Below are 19249 nucleotides of genomic sequence, written 5' to 3'. Positions count from 1 at the left end.
GTGCGCATCCCCACTACCGCCATGGCGGATCACCTGATGTGGACCCGGTCCGGGATCACCTGGGCGACGTGGCGGCTGAAGCCGCTCTCCGGCGGATTCGGCACCCGCCAGATGAAGTCGATGACCAAGCTGCACCACCAGGCCCTGTTCCAGGAGCTGCGCGGTGAGGGCCTGCTCCTGGGGCTGTGCGCGGACCTCGACCCGGTCACGATCGTCGAGCGGATGCTCGAGGGCGTCAAGATTAACGAAGACACCAAGGACTGGGTCGACGAGGTCGAGCGAACCCTCGACGCGCTCGAGCGGGTACCGATGGGGGAGCGGGCCTTTTGGCTGTCCGTGCCGATGTCCTCCGCGAACATCAAGGACCGTGCCTGGTCGATGATCCGCGCCGCGGACAACAAGGTCCGCGACATTGGCGCCCTCCCGCGCGTGCTGCCCCGCGAGACCGAGGTCGCGGCGGCCCGCCGGATGGCGAACGAGATCTCCGAGCGCATCCCCGCGATCTTCGAGGCCACACCTGCGACACCGGCTGAGAACATCTGGATCGCGCTGCACAACCAGCAGCGCGGCCTCGCCGTCGACGGCTCCGTCCCGCTGCCCTCCGTAGCCAAGGAGGACGCACGCCTGTTCGAGACCGACCTCACCCAGTTCCAGCTACCCGCTGGCATGCCCAACCCGTGGCTCGACGAGGGCGGGCAGAGCGACCTGGCCAAGGGCCAGCAATTCCTTCCGTTCAAGCGGAAGTACCTCAAGGTGCAGAGCCCCTATGCCGACGAGGCCAGCTACCAGGTGTTGCAGGCGATCGTCACCGGCCCCAAGGCCGGATGGCGTACCCCGGGCGTCGAGTGGATCAGCGCCGTCGACAACCTCCCGATGGATGTCGACTTCGCGCTGCGGCTGCAGATCTCACCGGCCGCCGAGGTCCGCAAGCGCAACAAGCGCGCCGAGGACGCTCTCAAGGACCAGGTCTCGCAGCAGGAGGGCACCAACAGCATCACCGGCACCGGCAACGACCTGGCAGAGGTCGCCGAGGCTCTGAGGGCGTACCACGAGAGCCTCAACCACTCCGACAAGGAGGTGGAGGCCCAGGTGACGGTGATCTTCGCCGTCGCCGGTACCACGCCCGAGGAAGCCAAGCTGCGCGCCCGCGTTCTCGCCGACCAGTACAAGGCCCACGACTTCCTTCTCGAGGCGCCCCTGGGCGGCCAGGAAGAGCTCTGGTGGGCGATGCAGCCCGGCGTGCCCACCACCCGGCTTGTGCGAGAACTCGCGCAGATCACCACAGGCCGCGAGCTCGCCTCCGGCACCCCGATCGTCTCGAGCGAGCTCGGCGACATCCGCGGCGCCCGGTTCGGCGTGAACATCACCAACGGCCGCCGCGGCCAGATCTTCCGCGACATCGAGGGCAACAACAAGTCCGACATCAGCGGGTCATTCGGAGTCGTGGCCGAGAAGGGCGCCGGCAAGTCCGTGCTCCTCAAGTGCGAGTTCGGCACCACCGTCGATCGCGGCGGCCGCGGCTACGCGATCGACCGGACCGTCGCCCACGAGTACGGCACGTTCGCCAAGGCGCTGCGCCCCGACCACACCGTCATCGCGAACCTGCTCGAGTTCGAGGACGAGGACGGCACCCTGGTCCGCCCCGAGTGGAACATCGACCCGCTGCTCATGTTCGGCCCCCGCCAGGGCGCCCGCATCCTGCAGAGCCTGTTCGCGGCGATGCTCGGCATCCCCGTCCTCAGCGAGCAGGGCGTGTTCCTGTCCAGCCTCCTCGAAGGCGAGTACCTCGCCGGCCACGGCATCACCAGTACCCGCAAGCTGCTGCAGCACCTCGAGCGCGACCTGTCGGGGTCTCCCGAGGCCAACGAGCTGCGCATGCTCATCAAGGTCATCGCCAGCAAGGACATCGGCGAGGTGCTCTTCAACGACGCCCTGCCCCCGGTCGACACCCGCGCGACCGGCATCGTGTTCCTCACCGCCGGTCTGACGCTGCCGAAGAGCATGGAGCTCGAGCAGAAGCACCTGTTCCAGGAGATGCCGATCGAGAAGCGATTCGGCCGCGCCGTCTACGCGATGCTGACCGCGGTCGTGAAGCAGCTGTGCTTCCGGGACAAGAGCACCCTCACCGGCGCGTTCTTCGACGAGTGCCACGCGATCACGGCCAGCCCCGAGGGTGCCGCCGAGCTCACCGACTTCTACCGCGACGACCGCAAGCACAACGCCTTCGCGGCAGTCGGCTCACACGACCCCGAGGACTTCGGCGATGAGCGCGCCCGTGGCCTGATCGCCACCCGCTACCTGATGCGCCAGCGCGACCGAAACCTCGCCCGCCGCGGCCTGCACTGGTTCTCCGACGGCCTAGAGACCGACGAGGCCATGCTCGACCTGGTCACCAAGAACCTGAGCCCGCTGGACCCGTCGACAGGCAAGGTGCCCCCGCACCGCCGTGGCGAGGGCCTCATGCTCGACGTCGCCGGCCGGATGGGCATCTTCCAGAAGACCCTCCCGGAAAACCCCGAACGCCGTGCGGCCGTCCTCTCGACCCCGAGCGAGGCGGTCGCCGCATGATCCGTTACGCGCTGTCCTCGCTCGATCTTGTCTCCCGGCTGCTGTGGTCGTCGCGGGTCTGGTTCGCCGAGCACAAGTGGTGGCGGCGCATCCTCACCGTGCTCGCGCTCGACCTGCTGCTGATGATCTTCGGCAACGTCGCAGCACACGCCGCCGACGGCGGAAACGGCATCGTCGCGCCGTTCCTGCCCGGCGGGTCCATCCATGACAGCTCCGGCATCCCGCTGGCGAACTACATCGTGCTGCCGCTGGACCGCGGGGGAGTGTTCGACTTCGGGAAGGCGATCGTCACCGCACCGCTCGACTTCATCTGGACCGGCCACATCGGCGCCTTCGCCTGGATGATCTGGCTGTGCAACTGGGTGATCAGCTTCGAGTGGCTGCAGCTTCTCACCGTCCCGTTCAACGCCCTCGCCGAGCTGCTGCAGAGCGCCCTCGGCCGCCTGAACTGGATCCCGTTCGCCCTGTCGATCACCGCCGGCATCGCCGGCCTCGCGATCCTCACCGGCAAGAAGGTCGCCTCCGGGTGGGTCGAAATGCTCGTCTCCGCCTTCCTCGCCTTCCTCGCGGTCGGGATGCTCGCCAACCCCGTCGCGACCCTCACCGGCGCCGGTGGCGCGCTCGACACCGCACGCAGCTGGGGCAACACCCTCGCCGCGGCCGTCGCCACCGACGATCTCGACACGGTCGACTTCAACACCGAGGACGTGCTCTCCGAGACGGTCAGTATGCAGCTCGTCGACGTGTTCGTGAAGATCCCGGCGCAGGCCCTCACCTTCGGTCACACGCTGCAGGGGGAGTGCGCTGCGAAGTTCGACGAGACCATGCTCACCAAGGCCCCCGTCATCAGCAACGGCAACGACGTCCGCGACGCGGTCAGCGCCTGCGACGAGTCCGCGAAGAACTTCGTCGAGCACCCGAACTTCGGACAGGTGATCTCGGCGCTCATGATCGCCCCCGGCGGCATGGTCATCTTCGGCTTCCCGATCGCACTGCTCGTGCTGTTCTTCAGCACTGCGATCAAGACACTCTTCGATGCTCTGAAGACGATGTGGAACGTCTACTGGGGCATCCTGCCGGTGAACCGGCACGCCCTGTGGAGCTCGCTCGGCGGCATGTTCGTCGGCGCCGCGACGATCGTCTTCCTGATCGTCCTGATGGCCGCCTCGCTGCGGCTCATGGTCGCGTTCCTCACCGGCCTCAACGGCATGGGCGTCCCGATCACCGCCGTGATGATGCTCGCCAGCATCTTCCTGCTGGTGCTCATCGTGATGCTCATCCGCGCCAAGATCCGCGCCAAGAAGGTCGGGCAGAGCCTCGCCGACCACCTCTCCCGCGTTGGCCTGTCCAGTGGCAGTAGCGGCAGCCAGCGCGACGGCACCAAGGCCCTCGCGATCATGTCCATGGGCGCCACGGTCGCGGCGGCCGCGCTGCGCCGCCCCGACCGCAGCACCGCCGTCGACGGCCGCTCGATCAACTTCTTCGGCCCCGGTGGCGCGAACTCCGGCGGACCCAGCACGCCCATGACCCCGATGACCCCTCCGCCCACCGGAGGAGGCCACGCCCCGGCACCACTGCCTTCCGGCAGTTCCGGGGGCGCGCCTCGTGCCGTCGGACCGGGTACGGCTGGCAAGGTCGGCAAGACGGCGGATGTCGCGTTCACGGCCACCAGGCTCGTCAAGGGCGCCGCAGGCGGCGTCCCGGGCCTGGTCGGCGCCGCGGCGCTCGAGGTCGGCGGTCGTGTCGCTTCCAAGGCCGGCAACCGGGCGCTGAACTCGATCGCGGGCCCCAAGCCGCATCCTCAGACCCAGCCTGCGCAGCCGGCCAGCTTCGTCGTCCCGTCCCGCCGGATCGTCGTTGACGAGTCCGGAACCGGCCACATCGTGCGCCCCGCCCCGATCGTCGACGGCGTCGCCGACGTGACTTCGCTCCCCCCGGACTCCGCCCGCACCGCCCGTAGCGAAGCCTTCCGCGCGCGGCTCGCCGACGCGAAGGCCGCCTGATGAACCCTCGCCTTCTCTCGATCATCGCGGCCGTTGTCCTGGTCCCGGTGCTCGTGATCGGTGGGATCGCGTTCGGCCTGCTCGCCATCATCGGCGGGCAGGCCGCATCCGCGAACGCCGGCACCGGCGCCTGCACGGTGGGAGATGCCGGCACCGCGCTGACTGTCACCACCACCGGAGGCGACTCACTCACCCTCGACGAGAAGCAGCTCGCCAACGCTGCGACGATCATCACCGTCGGGACACAGGCCGGGGTCCCCGCCGCCGGCCTGAAGGTCGCGCTGATGACCGCGTTGCAGGAGTCGAAGCTGCGGATGCTCGCGAACTCCACGGTTCCCGCATCGCTTGACTACCCACACGAAGGCGTCGGCAGCGACCACGACTCGGTCAACATGTTCCAGCAGCGCCCCCACTGGGGAAAGCTCGCGGATCTCATGGACGCCAGGTACGCCGTCCGCGCGTTCTTCGGCGGCCCTAACGGCCCCAACGGCGGATCTCCACGAGGCCTGCTCGACATTAAGGGCTGGGACACGATGCCACCCGGCCAGGCCGCTCAGCGGGTCCAGGTGAGCGCCTTCCCGGACGCCTACGACCAGTGGGAGGGCGCCGCCGAGACGATCATCAACAGCATGTCCGGCTCGATCAGCTGCGACAGCGGCCAGGTCATCGGGCAAGCCGCCTACCCGCTCTCTCCCGGCTATAACATGACGTCGGGATACGGACCCCGAGACATCGACGTACCCGGCGCCTCCACCTGGCACACCGCGATCGACCTGCAGCACTGGCCCAACAACTGCAACGACCCCGTCTACGCCATCCTCCCCGGCACCGTCACCGTCAGCACCGAGCTGTGGCTGTCCATCCGCCACCCAGACGGCTTCATCGTGAGCTACCTGCACATGTACAAGAGCCAGCGCCTCGTCGACGTTGGCGACGAGATCCAAGCCGGCCAGCAGATCGGTGTCACCGGGAACGTGCAGCCCAGCGGAGGCTGCCACCTCGACCTGCGCATCAACAAGAACGGCACCACCAACTCCGCCGTCGCAGCCCTGCAGGAAGCGACGGATCTCGGCGCCCCGGCGATGTACGCCGGCTACGTCGACCCCGAAGAGTTCCTACGTCTCTACGGCATCGAGGTCTGCCCGCCAGACAGTTGCCGGCGGCCGTGACCATCTGGAAATCGGCTCTTCGAGGCTCTCGAAATTTCTCGGTGGCACCACCCCCGCCCGCGGATTCATAGGGATTCGCGGGCGGCTCGGTATCCTGGACATCCTCACGGAAAAAAGACGAAACCCGACTCGTCCGATCCGAAAATTTCCAGACTCCCGCAAGGAGGCCGTGCGCGGATGCCCGCCGATGGCTCCCCCCAAGCCGCTGCCAAAGCCGGCAAGACCTACTACCTACCCAAGGGCCTGCACGCGCGCCTGAAGGCCGGATGGTGGGCGACCCGTGAGCACCCGACCCTGAGCGCCGTGGTGTCCTCCGTGTTCGAGACCGAGAGTGCCCGACTCGAGCGCGAGCACAACGACGGGCATCCGTTCCCGATCGCGACTGCGCCGCTCGGGCCGCGAGCTCGTGGCGTCGACGGCGAGAGTCACACGTACTACCTGCCCCTCGCCGTGCACGAGCGATTCGTCTCCGCCTGGGCAGGCACCCGCACCCAGCCGGACGCCGCGGCGTCCGTGTCCGCCCGGGCCGCTGAGCTCCTCGAGGCGGAAGCCGCCAGGCTTGAGCGGGAGTTCAATGCCGGGAATCTGTTCCCGCCGGCGCCGCCTGGTGCGCGTGGCGTCGACCCAGCCGTCGCTCGTCAGCAGGGCGAGACCATGTCGAGGATCTGGCAGAAGCGGCGTTCCAAGAAGTAGCTGGGGTTCCCGTCTCAGACGAGACGGCGAGAGGGCTTGCGCCTGGTGGATGCGAGGTATGCAGCGAGTTGGCGTGAACCTGGCGACCCTTGAACGTCTGGGAGGCGTCTCGCTTCTATCTCTCTTGCTGCTGGGATTCGCTCGCTCCGCTTATCTTCGAACGCAGGCGAGCGTAACACAGCTGTCAAGTAGGTGCCAAGTAGGCAAGCCCTGATTTCTCATTGGCGTGTCCGATCTAGAGGGGTTGGCGATACCTATGCATCTAAGAGGCGCCATGTTGGCGTCGGGATGCGAGGAGACGATGTTGCGCACCGAGATCCGGCCCGAAGTGGTCGAGGAAATCGCCGTCCGGGCGCTACCGCGTCGCCCATGGATCTGGCCCGGCCGGCTGGCTCTGATCCTCGGTGCCTCGGTCATCGTGATCGGGATCTACGGGGTCACCGGCAACGACAAGATGATCCCGATCACGATGACGGCCGCCGCAGTGACCAGCGCGCTCGTGATCGTCTTCGGTGTGCGCCGGTGGATGCGGGGTCGCTCCATCGACAAGATGATCGAGGCCGTCAACGCTGTCGTCCGCGCCGCCGCGCCGACCCGCGATCTGGTCCGCCCGTCACGATGGAAGGGCGGATGGATCGGATATCCGACCCGGATCAGAATCACTTACCCGGCCGACGTCGTCGATGCCGACCCGAAGTTCCTCGAGTCGCTGGTCGGGCAGGTCACGAACCGGATGGGCATCCCGTACCGGATCAAGAAGAACAACTCCAAGACGTGCGTCGTCACCCTCGAGCTCGACACCACGGAGGAGGCCGCCGCCCCCGACCGGGATCACTCGAAGATGGAGAGCATCGTCCAGTCGATCGTCCCGGGCATGACCGTTCGAGACATCACCCGCAGCGAGACCGACGAGATCTCCGCGATCCAGCTGCGCTGGCCTTCGTCGCAGACCTCCCGCGTCAGCACGAAGTTCATCCAGAAGAAACTGACTGACGCGATCCAGATCGCCGTCGGCGAGCCCTTCGACACCGAGTTCGACTTCACCCAGGAGCGGGCAGTGTCCGCACCGCTCGTCCCGTTCCCGGATGTCATTCCTCACCCGGCCCGCGATGACGCCGAGCCGATGAAGGTCGCGTTCGGACAGTTCCGCGACGGCACCCCCTGCATCTGGAACCTCGACGACCCGCTCCCGCACGTCCTCATCGTCGGTGGCACCGGTGGTGGAAAGACCGTCCTGCTGCTGTCGATCCTCACCGCCCTCCCGAACGGGCTCCGTCGAGACGCCTTCGGCCAGTGGGTCCGTGACGAAGAGGCGATCGCCGCCGAGGTCTGGCCGATCGACCCCAAGAGGCTCGGCCTGTTCAACCTCGACCTGATCCCCGGCGCCAAGCGCGCCGCCACCCGCGAGTCCGCGATCGTCGACTACATCCTCGGCGTCAAGCAGAAGATGGACGACCGCTACGAGTACCTCGAGAAGAACGGCCCCCACCTGCGTGCTGAGCTCAACCCGCTCATCCTCGTCGTCGACGAGGGCGAGGAGATGGTCGACATGCTCAACGACTGGTGGCGATCCGGCGACGGCAAACTCGACTGGATGCAGCGGTTCGGCCTCGAGAAGGCACCCACCGGCAGCACCCACCCGGTGATGACCGCATTCGGATCCATCCTCCGCCTCGGCCGAGAGGGACGGGTGCACGTCATCCTCGCCTCCCAGCAGGCCGCCTCGTCCTGGCTGAGCACCTCGAGCCGATCCCAGTTCGCGGTCCGCATCGCGCTGCGCAACCTCGAGCAGTCCACGTCGATGATGACCTTCGGCAGCCTCGCCGCCGTCTCCGGCCTCGAGAACCGACCCGGCCGCGCCTGGGTCAGCGTCGGCATGGGCATGCAGCCCGAGCACGCGCAGATCTACTGGACCCCGAAGCTGGCACCCGGCATCAACGACGCCGACCGCGAGATCCTCCACGGCCTCGGCATCCTGCTCCCCGACGATCCCGGGTTCGTGGATCCCCGCGCGCGTGTGGTCGTCGACGACGAACACGACGACGATGACGAGCTCGACGAGCTCGACGACCTTGACGAGTCCGACGACCAGGTCGACGACGTCGAGAAGGGTGCCGACGACCAGGAGAGCGCCGAACCAGTCGCCACCGGCGAAGACCTCGAGCTGCTGCTCGCCGCGGCCGAGCTCATCATCACGTCCCAGTTCGGATCCACCGCCATGCTGCAGCGCAAGCTCCGCGTCGGATTCGCCAAGGCCACCCGGATCACGGAGCTGCTCGAGGAGCAGAAGATCCTCGGCCGCGCTCGTGGCTCGAAGGGGCGCGAGGTCCTTGTCGGACCGGACGAGCTCCCCACCGTCCTCGCCCAGCTGCGCGGCGAAGCGCCGCAACCCGCCGCCGAGCCGACGGCGCCGCCCGCGTCGCCGGCACCCGTCGAGACGCCTGCGAAGCGGCGCCGTCCCCGCCCGTCCGAGAACGTGAGGTTCGTGCCGACCGAGGTCGAAGAGATCACCGACCGCGGCGGCACCGACATCCAGACCTTCGACGTCGCGGTCGCAGAGCTCGAAGTGGGAATGGACATCCTCGTCGACGTCGACGGGATCTCCTGCCGCGCCACGATCGACGCCATCGACGTCGACACCAACGGGCCCGACTGCCTCTCGATCTCCTACATCACCGAGGACGGCGACGGCCGGACCATGACCGTCCCCGAGGCCGAGAGCGTCTCCGCGATCCTCTCCTGAAAAAAGACGAAACCGGCTGTCCGATCTGAGCCGATCCACGCACCTATGGGTGGTGACGGTCGCAACCCCGCGACCGCACCACCCATAGGAGCGTCACGGATGTTCGCTCAGGCCACAGACGAGGTCGACCTCTTCGGCACCGCCTTCGCCGGTTACGAGTACTTCCCATACCTCCTCCTCGCCGGCCTCCCGCTGTGTCTGCTGTATCTCGCGCTGCGCCGTCCTCCTATCTCGAAGCCTGCGCCCCGCACTGAGTCGCCCTCTCCCGTGCAGCAGGCAGCCGCCGCGCCCGCGAAGACCCGGTACCTCGACGTCGATGCACGCTCGGTGCACACACCCCGAGTTGCGGAGTCGCGCGCGGACATCTTCGACTACTTCCCACCAGCAGCCACAGCGACGATCGACCCGGCGCCCACTCCTGAAACCCTTGCATCCGGATCCGACGACCCCGCCTCATCGCCCTCAGCCACCGAACAGCCGGCGCGCTTCCTCGACGAGCTCGAGGACCTCGACGAGCGAAAGGCGATCGGCCGGGGAGTCGTCATCGTCGGAGCAGCCATCATCACGCTCCTGCTGCTCGCCGGGTGGAGGTTCCCCGGCACGGACAACGTGCAGGGGTTCACCGCGGCGGGTTGGTGGGCGATCGGGATCCTCGTCGCCCTCACCGTCCCTGCGATCCTGCGCAAGGCCCTTCGCGAGAAGTCCCTCGGCCGGCGGCTCGATGTGGGCGGGTTCTGGCTGATGCTCAGTGCCGGCGCCATGGCGCTCGTCGTCGCCGCGGTCGGCCTCGGGCTGTCCGCGCCCATGTTCCGGATCTGGTTCGAGGCGCCTGGTGAGCCGCAGCCGACCGCCGTCACCACCGAGACGATCGTCCCCTTGTCCGTCACCTTCAAGTCCGGCAGCTACTTCGGCATCTTCCTCGGTGGCACCTCGGCCGAGGTCTCCGGCCTGGTCGAGACCGACGACGGAGTCCGCACCTTCTCGACGTCGCGCTACAGGTACGGAGACGACTGGCAGCTCACAACCGAGAAGACCTGCACCACGACGATCTACAACTCCCCGCTCGTGATCCAGAAGCCGATCAGCAAGGAGCAGTGCTCCACGAGCACGATCGCCGTCCTCGGCAACGAGATCACCGAGCACTGACCACCCGAAAGGAACCGGACCATGGCCAACACCCAGCAGCAGCCCGACACCACAGACGACTGGATCGCCCTCCTGATGCTCCTCACCGGAGTGTCCGGCATGGGGCTGTTCTCCCTCGGCACCTTCGTCGCCCCGGCCCGTGAGCTCGCCGTCCAGTGGGGCGTCCTCGTCCGCGGCGATGCGGTTCTGATCCCGCTCATGGACGGTGTCGGCCTGGACATCTGGCGGACCCTGATCCTCGCCGGCATCTTCATGCTGTTCGTGGCCGGGTCGATCGCGATCGCCCGCTCTCGCCGCCGCCGCGAAGGGCGGTAACTCGATGTGCGACCCGCGCCCCGGAGCCCGCTGCAGCGCCGACACGATCAAGGAGCTGCAGGCTGCTGAGGAGCGCCGCACCACGGCGCAGCTCGAGGCGGCCGAGCGACCCGACGACGCCGCCGCCCAGCAGCGCCTGCAGCTGGCGGAGGAGAAGGCCGCTCGCAAGCTCGCCGCCTACGACTCCTCGCCTCGAGGCCAGTCCGATCTGCGCGCCGCGATCGCCGCCGCCGATGATCCCTCCGCGGTCGACGTCGACGAGCTGCGCACCCGCCTCGCGATCGGGCGGATCACCCGCGTCGATCAGAAGCGAGCGCTCGCCCGTGCCCGCGGCGGATCCGCGGTCGACGAGGCGCGCGAAGCCGACAAGGCGGTGCGCCGGCTCCGCCACCCTGCCGCTGCTGCCGAGGTCACCGAGACGCCGGCGCTCGGGTTCTACGTCCTGACCGAGTCCGGCGCCGACCGCTACACGGACGCCAGCGCCGCCCGCGCCGCCTCGTCCGCCGCCGGCATCGCGACCTTCTACGACGCCCAGACCGGCGGCCAGGTCGTCGTCATTCACCGAGGAGAGCACTGATGAGCGACAGCAAGATCCACGGACCCATGGAGGGCAGCCGCGCCGCGTGCGGCCGACGAGACTCCGCGATTGACCACAGCTGGGCCACCGTCACGTGCGAGGACTGCAAAGCCGCTCGCCGGTCGGACGAGGCACAGCTCGCTCTCGCAGGGGCGGTGCGCTGATGGTCACCTTCCACAACCGAGACCCACGCCCCTCAAGGCCGAAGGAATCGTTCCGCAGCGGACGGATCGACTTCGACCGCATCAGTGCGCAGACCTTCGGGAGCGCCACCATCCAGTTGCTCGTCTTCCGTCCGGGAACAACCGCGACCGAGCGCGCCAAGGTCGGCGTCTACTGCCAGCTCGTCGTCAACAAGCTGTGGATGTTTGTCGCCGTGCTCGCGGTGCTCCTCCCGCCGGCACCGATCCGCGCCGGCGGAATCTGGTGGTCGCTCGGGTTCGGGGCCTTCGTCACCGCCGCGATCGTCACCGGGGCCTGGCTACTCGCCCGGCCGACGCTCACCAACGCCCACGGCATCCGCGTCAGAGTACGGGGAACCAAGAGCGGGCCACGGTTCTTCGGCGACATGGGCCTCCTCGAGCAGTACGCCGACCGGCTCAGCGCGCTCGAGTCCGCAGACCTAAGCCCGGTCGACCACGAAGCCGAATGGGCGCGCGCCTACGACGACCTCTCCACCACCAACCAAGCAAGGAGCAACTCGTGACCGACCGCATTCAGACCTGGCTGGACTCCCACCCGCGCACCCGCTTCACCGGCCGCATCGCCGCAGTATCCGCCGCGGCACTGCTCTACATCGGGTTCTTCACCTTCGGCTTCGGGATCCTCGGCACGGCCGCCGCCGGCCTGGTCATACTGGTCGTGAACCTCGCCGGCCCGATCCCGTTCACCTCCTTCTACGAGGCCTGGGGAGCATGGTCCGTCTTCCTCTGGCTGGGCGCCATCGTTGGCGCGATCGCCGGTCTGATCCGGACCGTGATGCGCGTTGTGCGCGCCGACCCCACCGAGCGGCGCGGCCGCGCGGTGATCGCCCGCGACTTGGTCGCGCAGGGTGTCGTCGCGCAGCGGATCGGCGCCGAAGACCTCGACCTGCAACTGGGGATCATCGACGGCGGCGACGTGCAGTGGTCGCGAACCGTGACGCTCACCGGCGGTCCCTCCGCAGCCGATCAGGCCTTTGACCGCCTCACCGTGCAGCTCGCCAACCCGTCGCTCACCAGCCACGACTGGCTGGGCTACGAGCAGCGCTGCACCTGGTTCGAGGAGATCTCGCGCACGGCCGAGGAGATCGTCATCCGCCGCGCCGCCGCGGGATCCGCCACGGCCGACGCCGCCGCGCTCATCACGGCTGCCGCGCAGCGCGCCCGCACGATCCTCGACGAGACCGACGATCTGGTGATGACCGCGATCCGGTCGGAGCTCCGCGCCGCCGGCAGCATCCGCAATGCCCGATTCCAGACCCTCATGCGCCCGGTGGTGGAGGAGCGCGTCGAGGCGGAAGCGCTGTTCTGATGACCACCTTTACGGAGCCGGTGCGGGTTGTGCCGCTCGGCTACACCACCCGCACCGCTGCCGGGATCCGACTCACGATCGGCGATCGTCCCGGCGCGACGAAGCACGAGTACACGATCAGCTCCGACGTCGACGAGTACCTCACCGCGTTGGACATCCGCGCCCTCTACCGGGACCTGACCGCGACCGACCGGGAGCTGCTTGGCGCCCTGCACGACAGCAGCATCGTGGCCGTGTGCCCGGTCTCGCACGGGCTTCCGGTCGTCGCCGTCGCTCGGCGCCCGCTGACCCTGGCCGAGCACCTCGGCGCCGACTGCACCGTGAGGTTCGGCGATGCCGGCGGGGAGACGGTCGTGTCTGCGATGGGCGGCCGCATCCTGCGCCTGGTTGACGGCGACCGCACCCTGCAGCAGCTGGTCGACGAGGTCGAGCACACCAGTGCCGCCGGCGTCACGGTCGACGTCGTCGCCGAGGCCGCGGCGCTGGCCCAGACCATGCGCACGGCGGGCGCTTTGACCTTCGAGCCGGCGGCGAGCTAATCGTGTCTGCCCTCCACCACTCGGCCGCCGCGGCCGTGAGCGATGAGATCTACCGAGACTGGTCGGCCGACCGGTGGGCGGGCTCGCGCGTCCCGGCTTACTGCGACTGGCCCACCTGTGCCGCGGAGATTAACCGCGGCCGCGACTTCCGCTGCACCGCCCATGGCGTCGACGACGGCTGCGAGCTGTTCTTCTGCGCCCGGCACTTGGTGCAGATCGCGGTGCACGACCTGGTACGACCCAAACCCGATCACTCAAGATGGGAACTGATGATCCTCACCGACGACACCCTCGAGCCGTGGCGGCAGGCCCACCCCACGGAGCTCGAGCAGGAACGCCGCCGCCAGGAGCACTCCTCCCTGCGGGAGACGGTCGCCGACCTCGCGCAGTCCGCCGACCGGCAAGCTGCCCGCGCCGCGGCTCTGTCCGGCCTCGCCCAGAGCTCACGCCTCTTCCACCTGGCCGACGAGCTGCGACGCGCCGCCGCGGCGCTCGGTGGGACCATGTCGCGAGACGACGTGCTCGAACTGCTCGACGGAGCGCAGCGCGTCATCGTCACGGCGATGCTGCAGCTGGACGCTGCCGAACGCGCCTGCGAGAACTGAACCCCGTCTACGCCTTGGCGGGCTGCTGCAGGATCAGCCGGGCACGCTCGCCGGAGATCCCGGCATCCGTCGCGATCTCGGCCGTGCTCATCGCCGGCCCGAGCTCACGGATCACCTGATCCCGTTCTGCTCGAGCGTCGCCGGCGTCCTGCTCGAGCTGCGCGATCTGGTCGCGGATCTCGCCCGCCCGTGCGATCGCCTTGTCATGCGTCGCCGGGTCATCGACGGATCCGCGCTGCAGGTGCAGCTCGATCTTGTGCAGGTACGCGCGGCTCAGCCCGCTCGCCTGTGCGACCTCGCCGACGGTGCCGCGGTGGGCGAGTGCGATCCGCAGCTGCTCGAGCTGCTCCTCGCGGAGCGCCCGCTGCTCGTCGTCGATCTTCTTGAGGGTGGCGCTGAGGCCGCGAAGCCGCGACCTCAGCGCTGTCGTGTCGATGCTCATGCGTCGTCCTTCTGGGTGATCTGGAAGCCGAGGAACTCGATCGTTCCTGCAGTGGAGTCGGGAACCGAGATCCAGTCCGGGCCGTCGACCCCGACCAGGGCCGCGTCGCCGGCGATGTAGTCGCCGGGCAGCAGCGGGATGTCGAAGTGCCGCAGCAGCCGGCTCGCGACCGGGTTGGCCTTGTGCCCGCGGATGAACTTCGCCTCCTCGTGCATGACGAGGTCGAGCTTCCCGGTGAGAGCGATCGACTGCACGTCTCCGCCGACGAGCTGCTGCAGGCCGGTGAGCTTGTGCTCGTCGTCGATGGTGAGCTGCTCGACCGTGCCATTCGTGTTGAGCTTGATGACCTTCATTGTGGAACTCCTATCCGGTAGTTGACTTGACATGTACCAATATAGGGGTGGTCGGTACGCCTGTCAACCCGGTTGGAGGATGTGCACTCAGCTCTGCCCGGAGCCGCGCGCTGCGCGCCAGTGCTCGGTGACCGGATGGCCGCCTCGGACGTGGCTGGTCACGTGCACGTCGCCGCCCGGCGGCGCCGGCTCCGGGCGCCCCTCGGCGAGGACGTCGGGGTCATCGGTCCACCCGCGGCCGGGCACCCACGTGACATCGGAGGCCACCGGCTCGTCGACGAGCGCCGGGTCGACGAGTTGCTTGGCGAGGGCGACGGCCTGCTGCGCGTCGACGTCGCGCGCGGCCGGCGTCTTCATCGCGAGCGGGCGATAGCTGCGCTCCCAGTCGGCGGGCACGGCGAACTCGTCGAACGCTGGGGTGCGGGAGAGTGCGCGCTTGGCGTCGATCGCCATCTGCAGCTCCCGCAGGTTGACGGTCTGGGTGTTGGCGATCGTGACCAGGTCGACGAGATCCTTCACCCGGCTGCTGGGGCGGCCGGCGTAGGTGCCCATCGTCGCGGTCACCTTCTCCGCGATCTGATCGGCGATCGGGAACAGGCGGTAGGGGTGGGTTTGGATGGGGCGGCCGAGCTGCAGCCGGTTCGACGGATCTGCGGTCTCCACTGGCTATGTCAACTCCATCCGGCCCCGGGATGACGGGCCGACTTGGCTCCAGCTAACGCGAGACCAACGGCAGCACAGGGCGTTCGGCAGATGCTTCTGAGAGGCTGGTGCCCATGAGTGCTGAACCTTCTCTGGTGCCAGAGCTGGCCGTCACCGACTGCGATGTGTCCGTCCGGTTCTGGCGTGACCTGCTCGCCTTCGAGGTGCTCTACGACAGGCCCGAGGAGGGCTTTGCCTACCTCGCGCTGGGTGACGCCCACCTGATGCTCGACCAAGCCGACATCGGCAGGACGTGGCGAACGGCACCCTTCGACCCACCGTTGGGGCGCGGGATCAACTTCCAGATTTCGGTGCCCGATGTTGCCGATCAACTCAAGCAGCTCCGCGAGGCGAACTGGCCGCTGTTCATGGAGCCGGAAGACAAGTGGTAGGGGTGGCTTGAGAAAAGGGAGCTCAGAGTACGCTAAGCCGGTTTCAAGTGGGTTGTTGGCGTACTCGGGGCTCCGTTTCTTGGTTCAGCGGTCGGTGGCGGGGAGCCAGCGGTAGAGGGTGGGGATGGAGACGCCGAGGTTCTTGGCGACTTCGCGTGGTGGTGTGCCGTCGGCCAGGAGGGTTCTGGCGGATCTGATCTTGGAGGGTGTCATCTTGGGCCTGCGGCCGGGGGTGCGGCCTGCGCGGCGGGCGGCTTCTAGGCCCTCCTCTTCGGGATCCGCCCCCACCAGATCAGCCGCACGCGCCTGGTCGACGCCGAGCACAGCGACGGAACGTCGACGATCCGCATCGGCAAAGCCCCTGCTGCTTCCGGCTCCCCTTGCCGATCCGCCAGCAACGCCCGGTACGCCGGACTGTGGCTCGACGTGTCAGACGAGGACTGAGACTGTCGGGCTGACCCTGCGCGCCGGTCGGGCCGGTGTTCGCCGAAGCCGGGGCTTGACCTTGCCTGTGGGTCCGGGTTCTAACCTCGAGGAGCGAGCGGGACCAGCACCCGGATACCCCGAAGCCCGATGCCCGGGAGACGGGCTTGACCTTGCCGTAGGGGCCAGGTTCTAGCATCGGTGGAGATCCGGGACGAGGCCCGGGAACCATGGAAACGGAAGGAAGGAACAGCCATGGAGAAGGCACTGGAGACCATCGTGCTGCAGGTCGAGGGCATGACGTGCACGGGCTGCGAGCAGCGGCTGCGCAACGCGCTGCGTCGTGTCGACGGCGTCTCGGACGCCAACGCGGACCACGTGAGCGGGCGGGTCGAGGTCGGCCTGCGCGGGGGTGGCACCGACTGGTCGGTGCTCGCGGAGACGATCACCCGCGCCGGGTACCAGGTGGTCGGCGCCGAGCCCGAAGCCGCAGCGGGGGGTGGTCTTCGGTGAGCACCGAGGTTAAGGAGGAGGCCCCGCAGCTGTGGGCGTCCGAGCCAGGAGCCGAGCCGGGCCAGGAGCGGATCCGCGCCCGGATCGCCGGGCTGCACTGCTCGCTGTGCACGGGCACGATCGAGAAGGCCCTGGGCCGCATGGACGGGGTGGCGAAGGTCGCGGTGTCCCTGACCCACGAGCAGGCACTGGTCGACTACGACCCCGACGCCGTGGCACCGGAGGAGATCCTGGGGACACTGCGGGACATCGGCTACGAGCTGTACGATCCGCGCAAGCTGCGCCCCTTCGAGGAGGAGGAGTCCGCCCTCGTCCGGGAAGGGATCCGGCTGCTGGCGGCGGTGACGGCCAGTCTGAGTGCCATCGGGCTGATCGCCTCGGTGACAGGGGTGCTCTCGGTGATCGTCCCGGCCACGGTCGTGGTCCTGATGGTGCCCCTGTCCTATGCGCTCCTGCGTTCCTCCGGCAGGGGCCGGGCCCTGGCCGGAGCGGCAGGGGTCGTCGCCCCGGGGGTCGCGGCGCTGGCGCTGCGCGGGGCCGGGGTGTTGGGCGGGCCGTTGGTCGGGCAGCTCGCCGGGGTCCTGGCCGCGGCGGCGGTTCTCGGGATCGGCCCGCACATCCTGCGCATGGCGTACCAGTCGGCCCGGCGCGGGATCCTGAACCAGCACGTGCTGCTGGAGGCCGGGGCGTTCGCGGGGATCGTCGGCGGGGCGATCGGGCTCACCGGGGCCCTGCCGGACTACCCCACGGCGGCGTTCTTCGCTGTGACCGTGCTGATCATGAACTACCACATCTTCTCTGAATGGCTCTCTCTGCTGGTCAAGACCCGCTCGAGCCAGTCCGTGCGCCGGCTTCTGGACCTCCAGCCCGACCTGGCCCGCCGCCTCGGCCCGGACGGGTCCGAGGCGGAGGTCCCGGTTGAGCAGGTCAGGGTCGGGGACTTCGTGCGGATCCGGCCCGGGGAGCGGATCCCCCTGGACGGCACCGTCCGCGAGGGCTCCTCCGCGGTGGACCTGGCCCTTGTCACGGGCGAGCCCGTGCCCGCGGACGTGGGCCCCGGCGATGAGGTCCTCAGCGGGTCGGTCAACGGCACCGGGACTCTGCTGGTGGAGGTCACGGCGACCTCGGCCGAGGGCTTCCTGGCCCAGATCGTCCGGCACGTCGAGGATGCCCGGGCACTCAAGCCCGGCATCCTGCACCTGGTCGACCGGGTCCTGCGCCTGTACACCCCGACCATCCTGAGCCTGTCGGTCCTCGCCGTGGCCGCCTGGCTCGCCGGCAGCTGGGCCCTGACCGGGGAGCCGGACGTGCGACGTGCGGTGTTCGCCGGGCTGAGCGTGCTCGTGATGGGGTACCCCTGCGCGGTCGGGATCGCGGCCCCGCTGGCGATCGTCCGCGGGACCGGGGCCGCCGCCGACCACGGGATCGTGATGCGTACCGGCGAGGCGTTCCAGACCTTCCGGCAGGTGCGCCGGATCGTGCTGGACAAGACCGGCACCCTCACCGAGGGCAAGCCCGAGGTGACCGCGGTCGAAGCGGCCGTAGGCACCGACGAGCGGGTGCTGGTCCTGGCCGCGGCGGCGGAGCAGCACTCCCAGCACCCCCTGGCCCGCGCGGTCGTCGCCGCCGCGGCCGAGCGCGGGATCACGCCCGCCCCCGTCGAGGGCTTCGAGTCCGTGACCGGTTCCGGCGTCCGCGCTAGCGTGGCGGGCCAGGAGCTCATCGTCGGCTCGCCGGCGTTCCTGGCCTCCCAGGGCGTGGACCTGGCGCCCCTGGGGCACCGCATCGACCAGCGGGAGGCCGCCGGCGACACGGTGATCGCCCTCGCCCGCGGCGGCGCCCTCGAGGGCCTGATCGCCCTGGCCGACCGCATCCGCCCGGACGCGGCCGAAGCCGTCGCCGCGATGCGCAAGGCCGGGATGCAGCCGGTCCTGGTCACCGGCGACAACCCCCGCGCCGCCGCCCGGGTCGCCTCCGCCCTAGGCATCGACGAGGTCAGGGCACAGGTCCGCCCGGAGGGCAAGGCCGAGATCGTCCGGGCCCTCCAGGCCGGCAGGACCCGGGTGGCGATGGTCGGCGACGGCGTCAACGACGCCCCGGCCCTGATGCAGGCGGACGTCGGCATAGCCGCGGGCCAGCACACGGACATCGCGGTCGAGTCCGCCGACATCGTCCTGCTCGGCACCGGTCTGGGCGCGGTGGTGGAGGCCCGGAACATCAGCGACTCCTCCTACCGGCGGACCAGGGCCAACGTCGCCCTGGCCTTCCTGTTCAACGGCATCGGGGTGCCCCTGGCGGTCACGGGGCTGGTCTATCCGGTCTGGGCGATGGTCGCGATGGCCGCCTCGGTCACGGCGATCTTCCTGAACTCCATTGGCACCCGGCCCGCCCTGCTGTTCGAGGCGATCGCCAGCGTCAAGGCCCGACGGGCCCGCGAAGGCCAGGACCGGCACCAGCGGTGAGCGGCCCCGGCGGAACGGGGGGAGGACTGCAACGGGCGTCTTCCCCGCCTTCCGCAGCCCGCTCTGCTCGGCCGGCCCGCCTTCCGCAGCCC

Annotated in this window: 19 protein-coding genes and 1 pseudogene; 16 read left to right on the top strand and 4 right to left on the bottom strand. The window is 69.1% G+C overall.

The annotated features are described in order from the left end of the window. The 13 genes from Q0568_RS11820 to Q0568_RS11760 all read left to right on the top strand — a co-directional run bounded on the left by Q0568_RS11820 (position 1) and on the right by Q0568_RS11760 (position 13870). Positions 1–2568, top strand: a complete 2568-nt coding sequence (locus Q0568_RS11820) for an ATP-binding protein (protein ID WP_298866733.1) — start codon at positions 1–3, stop codon at positions 2566–2568. After that, complete coding sequence (locus tag Q0568_RS11815) at positions 2565–4571, top strand: hypothetical protein (RefSeq protein ID WP_298866731.1); 2007 nt, start codon at positions 2565–2567, stop codon at positions 4569–4571. Before Q0568_RS11820 ends, Q0568_RS11815 begins: the two co-directional genes overlap by 4 nt. Further along, complete coding sequence (locus tag Q0568_RS11810) at positions 4571–5740, top strand: M23 family metallopeptidase (protein ID WP_298866729.1); 1170 nt, start codon at positions 4571–4573, stop codon at positions 5738–5740. The genes Q0568_RS11815 and Q0568_RS11810 overlap by 1 nt, the downstream gene beginning before the upstream one ends. Before the next feature lie 177 nt (positions 5741–5917). Further along, on the top strand, positions 5918–6433 hold the full coding sequence (locus tag Q0568_RS11805; RefSeq protein ID WP_298866727.1) for a hypothetical protein: 516 nt from the start codon (positions 5918–5920) through the stop codon (positions 6431–6433). Positions 6434–6734: 301 nt separating this feature from the next. Further along, entirely contained in the window at positions 6735–9176 is a 2442-nt protein-coding gene (locus tag Q0568_RS11800; RefSeq protein WP_298866725.1) for a DNA translocase FtsK, read from the top strand. Positions 9177–9275: 99 nt separating this feature from the next. Further along, complete coding sequence (locus tag Q0568_RS11795; RefSeq protein WP_298866723.1) at positions 9276–10322, top strand: hypothetical protein; 1047 nt, start codon at positions 9276–9278, stop codon at positions 10320–10322. 21 nt (positions 10323–10343) lie between these two features. Then, positions 10344–10637 (top strand): hypothetical protein, encoded by a 294-nt coding sequence (locus tag Q0568_RS11790; RefSeq protein ID WP_298866720.1) that lies wholly within the window; start codon positions 10344–10346, stop codon positions 10635–10637. 4 nt (positions 10638–10641) lie between these two features. Further along, on the top strand, positions 10642–11214 hold the full coding sequence (locus tag Q0568_RS11785; RefSeq protein ID WP_298866717.1) for a hypothetical protein: 573 nt from the start codon (positions 10642–10644) through the stop codon (positions 11212–11214). Further along, positions 11214–11378, top strand: a complete 165-nt coding sequence (locus Q0568_RS11780) for a hypothetical protein (RefSeq protein ID WP_298866715.1) — start codon at positions 11214–11216, stop codon at positions 11376–11378. The genes Q0568_RS11785 and Q0568_RS11780 overlap by 1 nt, the downstream gene beginning before the upstream one ends. Then, positions 11378–11920, top strand: a complete 543-nt coding sequence (locus Q0568_RS11775) for a DUF6611 family protein (protein ID WP_298866713.1) — start codon at positions 11378–11380, stop codon at positions 11918–11920. The genes Q0568_RS11780 and Q0568_RS11775 overlap by 1 nt, the downstream gene beginning before the upstream one ends. Further along, positions 11917–12726 (top strand): hypothetical protein, encoded by an 810-nt coding sequence (locus Q0568_RS11770; RefSeq protein WP_298866711.1) that lies wholly within the window; start codon positions 11917–11919, stop codon positions 12724–12726. Before Q0568_RS11775 ends, Q0568_RS11770 begins: the two co-directional genes overlap by 4 nt. Beyond that, positions 12726–13265, top strand: coding sequence for a hypothetical protein (locus Q0568_RS11765; protein WP_298866709.1), 540 nt, complete (start codon positions 12726–12728; stop codon positions 13263–13265). The genes Q0568_RS11770 and Q0568_RS11765 overlap by 1 nt, the downstream gene beginning before the upstream one ends. A 2-nt stretch (positions 13266–13267) precedes the next feature. Beyond that, a complete protein-coding gene (locus Q0568_RS11760; protein ID WP_298866707.1) occupies positions 13268–13870 on the top strand; it encodes a hypothetical protein in 603 nt (200 codons plus the stop codon). A 7-nt stretch (positions 13871–13877) separates the two neighbouring features. Here the strand turns inward: Q0568_RS11760 and Q0568_RS11755 are convergent, their stop codons facing one another. The 3 genes from Q0568_RS11755 to Q0568_RS11745 form a co-directional block, all read right to left on the bottom strand. Further along, on the bottom strand, positions 13878–14312 hold the full coding sequence (locus Q0568_RS11755) for a hypothetical protein (RefSeq protein WP_298866705.1): 435 nt from the start codon (positions 14310–14312) through the stop codon (positions 13878–13880). Next, on the bottom strand, positions 14309–14665 hold the full coding sequence (locus tag Q0568_RS11750) for a DUF3846 domain-containing protein (RefSeq protein WP_298866703.1): 357 nt from the start codon (positions 14663–14665) through the stop codon (positions 14309–14311). The genes Q0568_RS11755 and Q0568_RS11750 overlap by 4 nt, the downstream gene beginning before the upstream one ends. An 87-nt stretch (positions 14666–14752) precedes the next feature. Continuing rightward, positions 14753–15328: a nucleotidyl transferase AbiEii/AbiGii toxin family protein gene (locus Q0568_RS11745; protein WP_298866701.1), complete on the bottom strand. Its 576-nt coding sequence runs from the start codon at positions 15326–15328 to the stop codon at positions 14753–14755. Positions 15329–15441: 113 nt separating this feature from the next. Here Q0568_RS11745 and Q0568_RS11740 point away from each other — a divergent pair, with 113 nt between their 5' ends. Next, positions 15442–15759, top strand: a complete 318-nt coding sequence (locus Q0568_RS11740) for a VOC family protein (protein ID WP_298866698.1) — start codon at positions 15442–15444, stop codon at positions 15757–15759. An 84-nt stretch (positions 15760–15843) separates the two neighbouring features. Here the strand turns inward: Q0568_RS11740 and Q0568_RS11735 are convergent. Further along, positions 15844–16023, bottom strand: a pseudogene (locus tag Q0568_RS11735) (helix-turn-helix domain-containing protein); the annotation flags it as partial. Between the two features lie 414 nt (positions 16024–16437). Between Q0568_RS11735 and Q0568_RS11730 the strand changes: the two are divergent. After that, positions 16438–16695 (top strand): heavy metal-associated domain-containing protein, encoded by a 258-nt coding sequence (locus Q0568_RS11730; protein ID WP_298866696.1) that lies wholly within the window; start codon positions 16438–16440, stop codon positions 16693–16695. Continuing rightward, positions 16692–19157 carry a cation-translocating P-type ATPase gene (locus tag Q0568_RS11725; RefSeq protein ID WP_298866694.1) on the top strand — a complete coding sequence of 822 codons (2466 nt, stop codon included), beginning with the start codon at positions 16692–16694 and terminating at the stop codon, positions 19155–19157. Before Q0568_RS11730 ends, Q0568_RS11725 begins: the two co-directional genes overlap by 4 nt. The last annotated feature ends 92 nt before the right edge of the window (positions 19158–19249 follow it).

Origin of the sequence: uncultured Microbacterium sp., from assembly GCF_937927635.1 — a bacterium.
Taxonomy (GTDB): domain Bacteria; phylum Actinomycetota; class Actinomycetes; order Actinomycetales; family Microbacteriaceae; genus Microbacterium.
This window is presented reverse-complemented; position numbering and strand designations above follow the sequence as displayed.

Bases quoted from the DNA above. Each gene is read 5' to 3' on its own strand.
- Q0568_RS11780 (WP_298866715.1), top strand. From the start codon at position 11,214: ATGAGCGACAGCAAGATCCACGGACCCATGGAGGGCAGCCGCGCCGCG.
- Q0568_RS11740 (WP_298866698.1), top strand. From the start codon at position 15,442: ATGAGTGCTGAACCTTCTCTGGTGCCAGAGCTGGCCGTCACCGACTGC.
- Q0568_RS11795 (WP_298866723.1), top strand. From the start codon at position 9,276: ATGTTCGCTCAGGCCACAGACGAGGTCGACCTCTTCGGCACCGCCTTC.
- Q0568_RS11800 (WP_298866725.1), top strand. From the start codon at position 6,735: ATGTTGCGCACCGAGATCCGGCCCGAAGTGGTCGAGGAAATCGCCGTC.
- Q0568_RS11815 (WP_298866731.1), top strand. From the start codon at position 2,565: ATGATCCGTTACGCGCTGTCCTCGCTCGATCTTGTCTCCCGGCTGCTG.
- Q0568_RS11765 (WP_298866709.1), top strand. From the start codon at position 12,726: ATGACCACCTTTACGGAGCCGGTGCGGGTTGTGCCGCTCGGCTACACC.
- Q0568_RS11755 (WP_298866705.1), bottom strand. From the start codon at position 14,312: ATGAGCATCGACACGACAGCGCTGAGGTCGCGGCTTCGCGGCCTCAGC.
- Q0568_RS11775 (WP_298866713.1), top strand. From the start codon at position 11,378: ATGGTCACCTTCCACAACCGAGACCCACGCCCCTCAAGGCCGAAGGAA.
- Q0568_RS11750 (WP_298866703.1), bottom strand. From the start codon at position 14,665: ATGAAGGTCATCAAGCTCAACACGAATGGCACGGTCGAGCAGCTCACC.
- Q0568_RS11805 (WP_298866727.1), top strand. From the start codon at position 5,918: ATGCCCGCCGATGGCTCCCCCCAAGCCGCTGCCAAAGCCGGCAAGACC.
- Q0568_RS11790 (WP_298866720.1), top strand. From the start codon at position 10,344: ATGGCCAACACCCAGCAGCAGCCCGACACCACAGACGACTGGATCGCC.
- Q0568_RS11810 (WP_298866729.1), top strand. From the start codon at position 4,571: ATGAACCCTCGCCTTCTCTCGATCATCGCGGCCGTTGTCCTGGTCCCG.
- Q0568_RS11785 (WP_298866717.1), top strand. From the start codon at position 10,642: ATGTGCGACCCGCGCCCCGGAGCCCGCTGCAGCGCCGACACGATCAAG.
- Q0568_RS11730 (WP_298866696.1), top strand. From the start codon at position 16,438: ATGGAGAAGGCACTGGAGACCATCGTGCTGCAGGTCGAGGGCATGACG.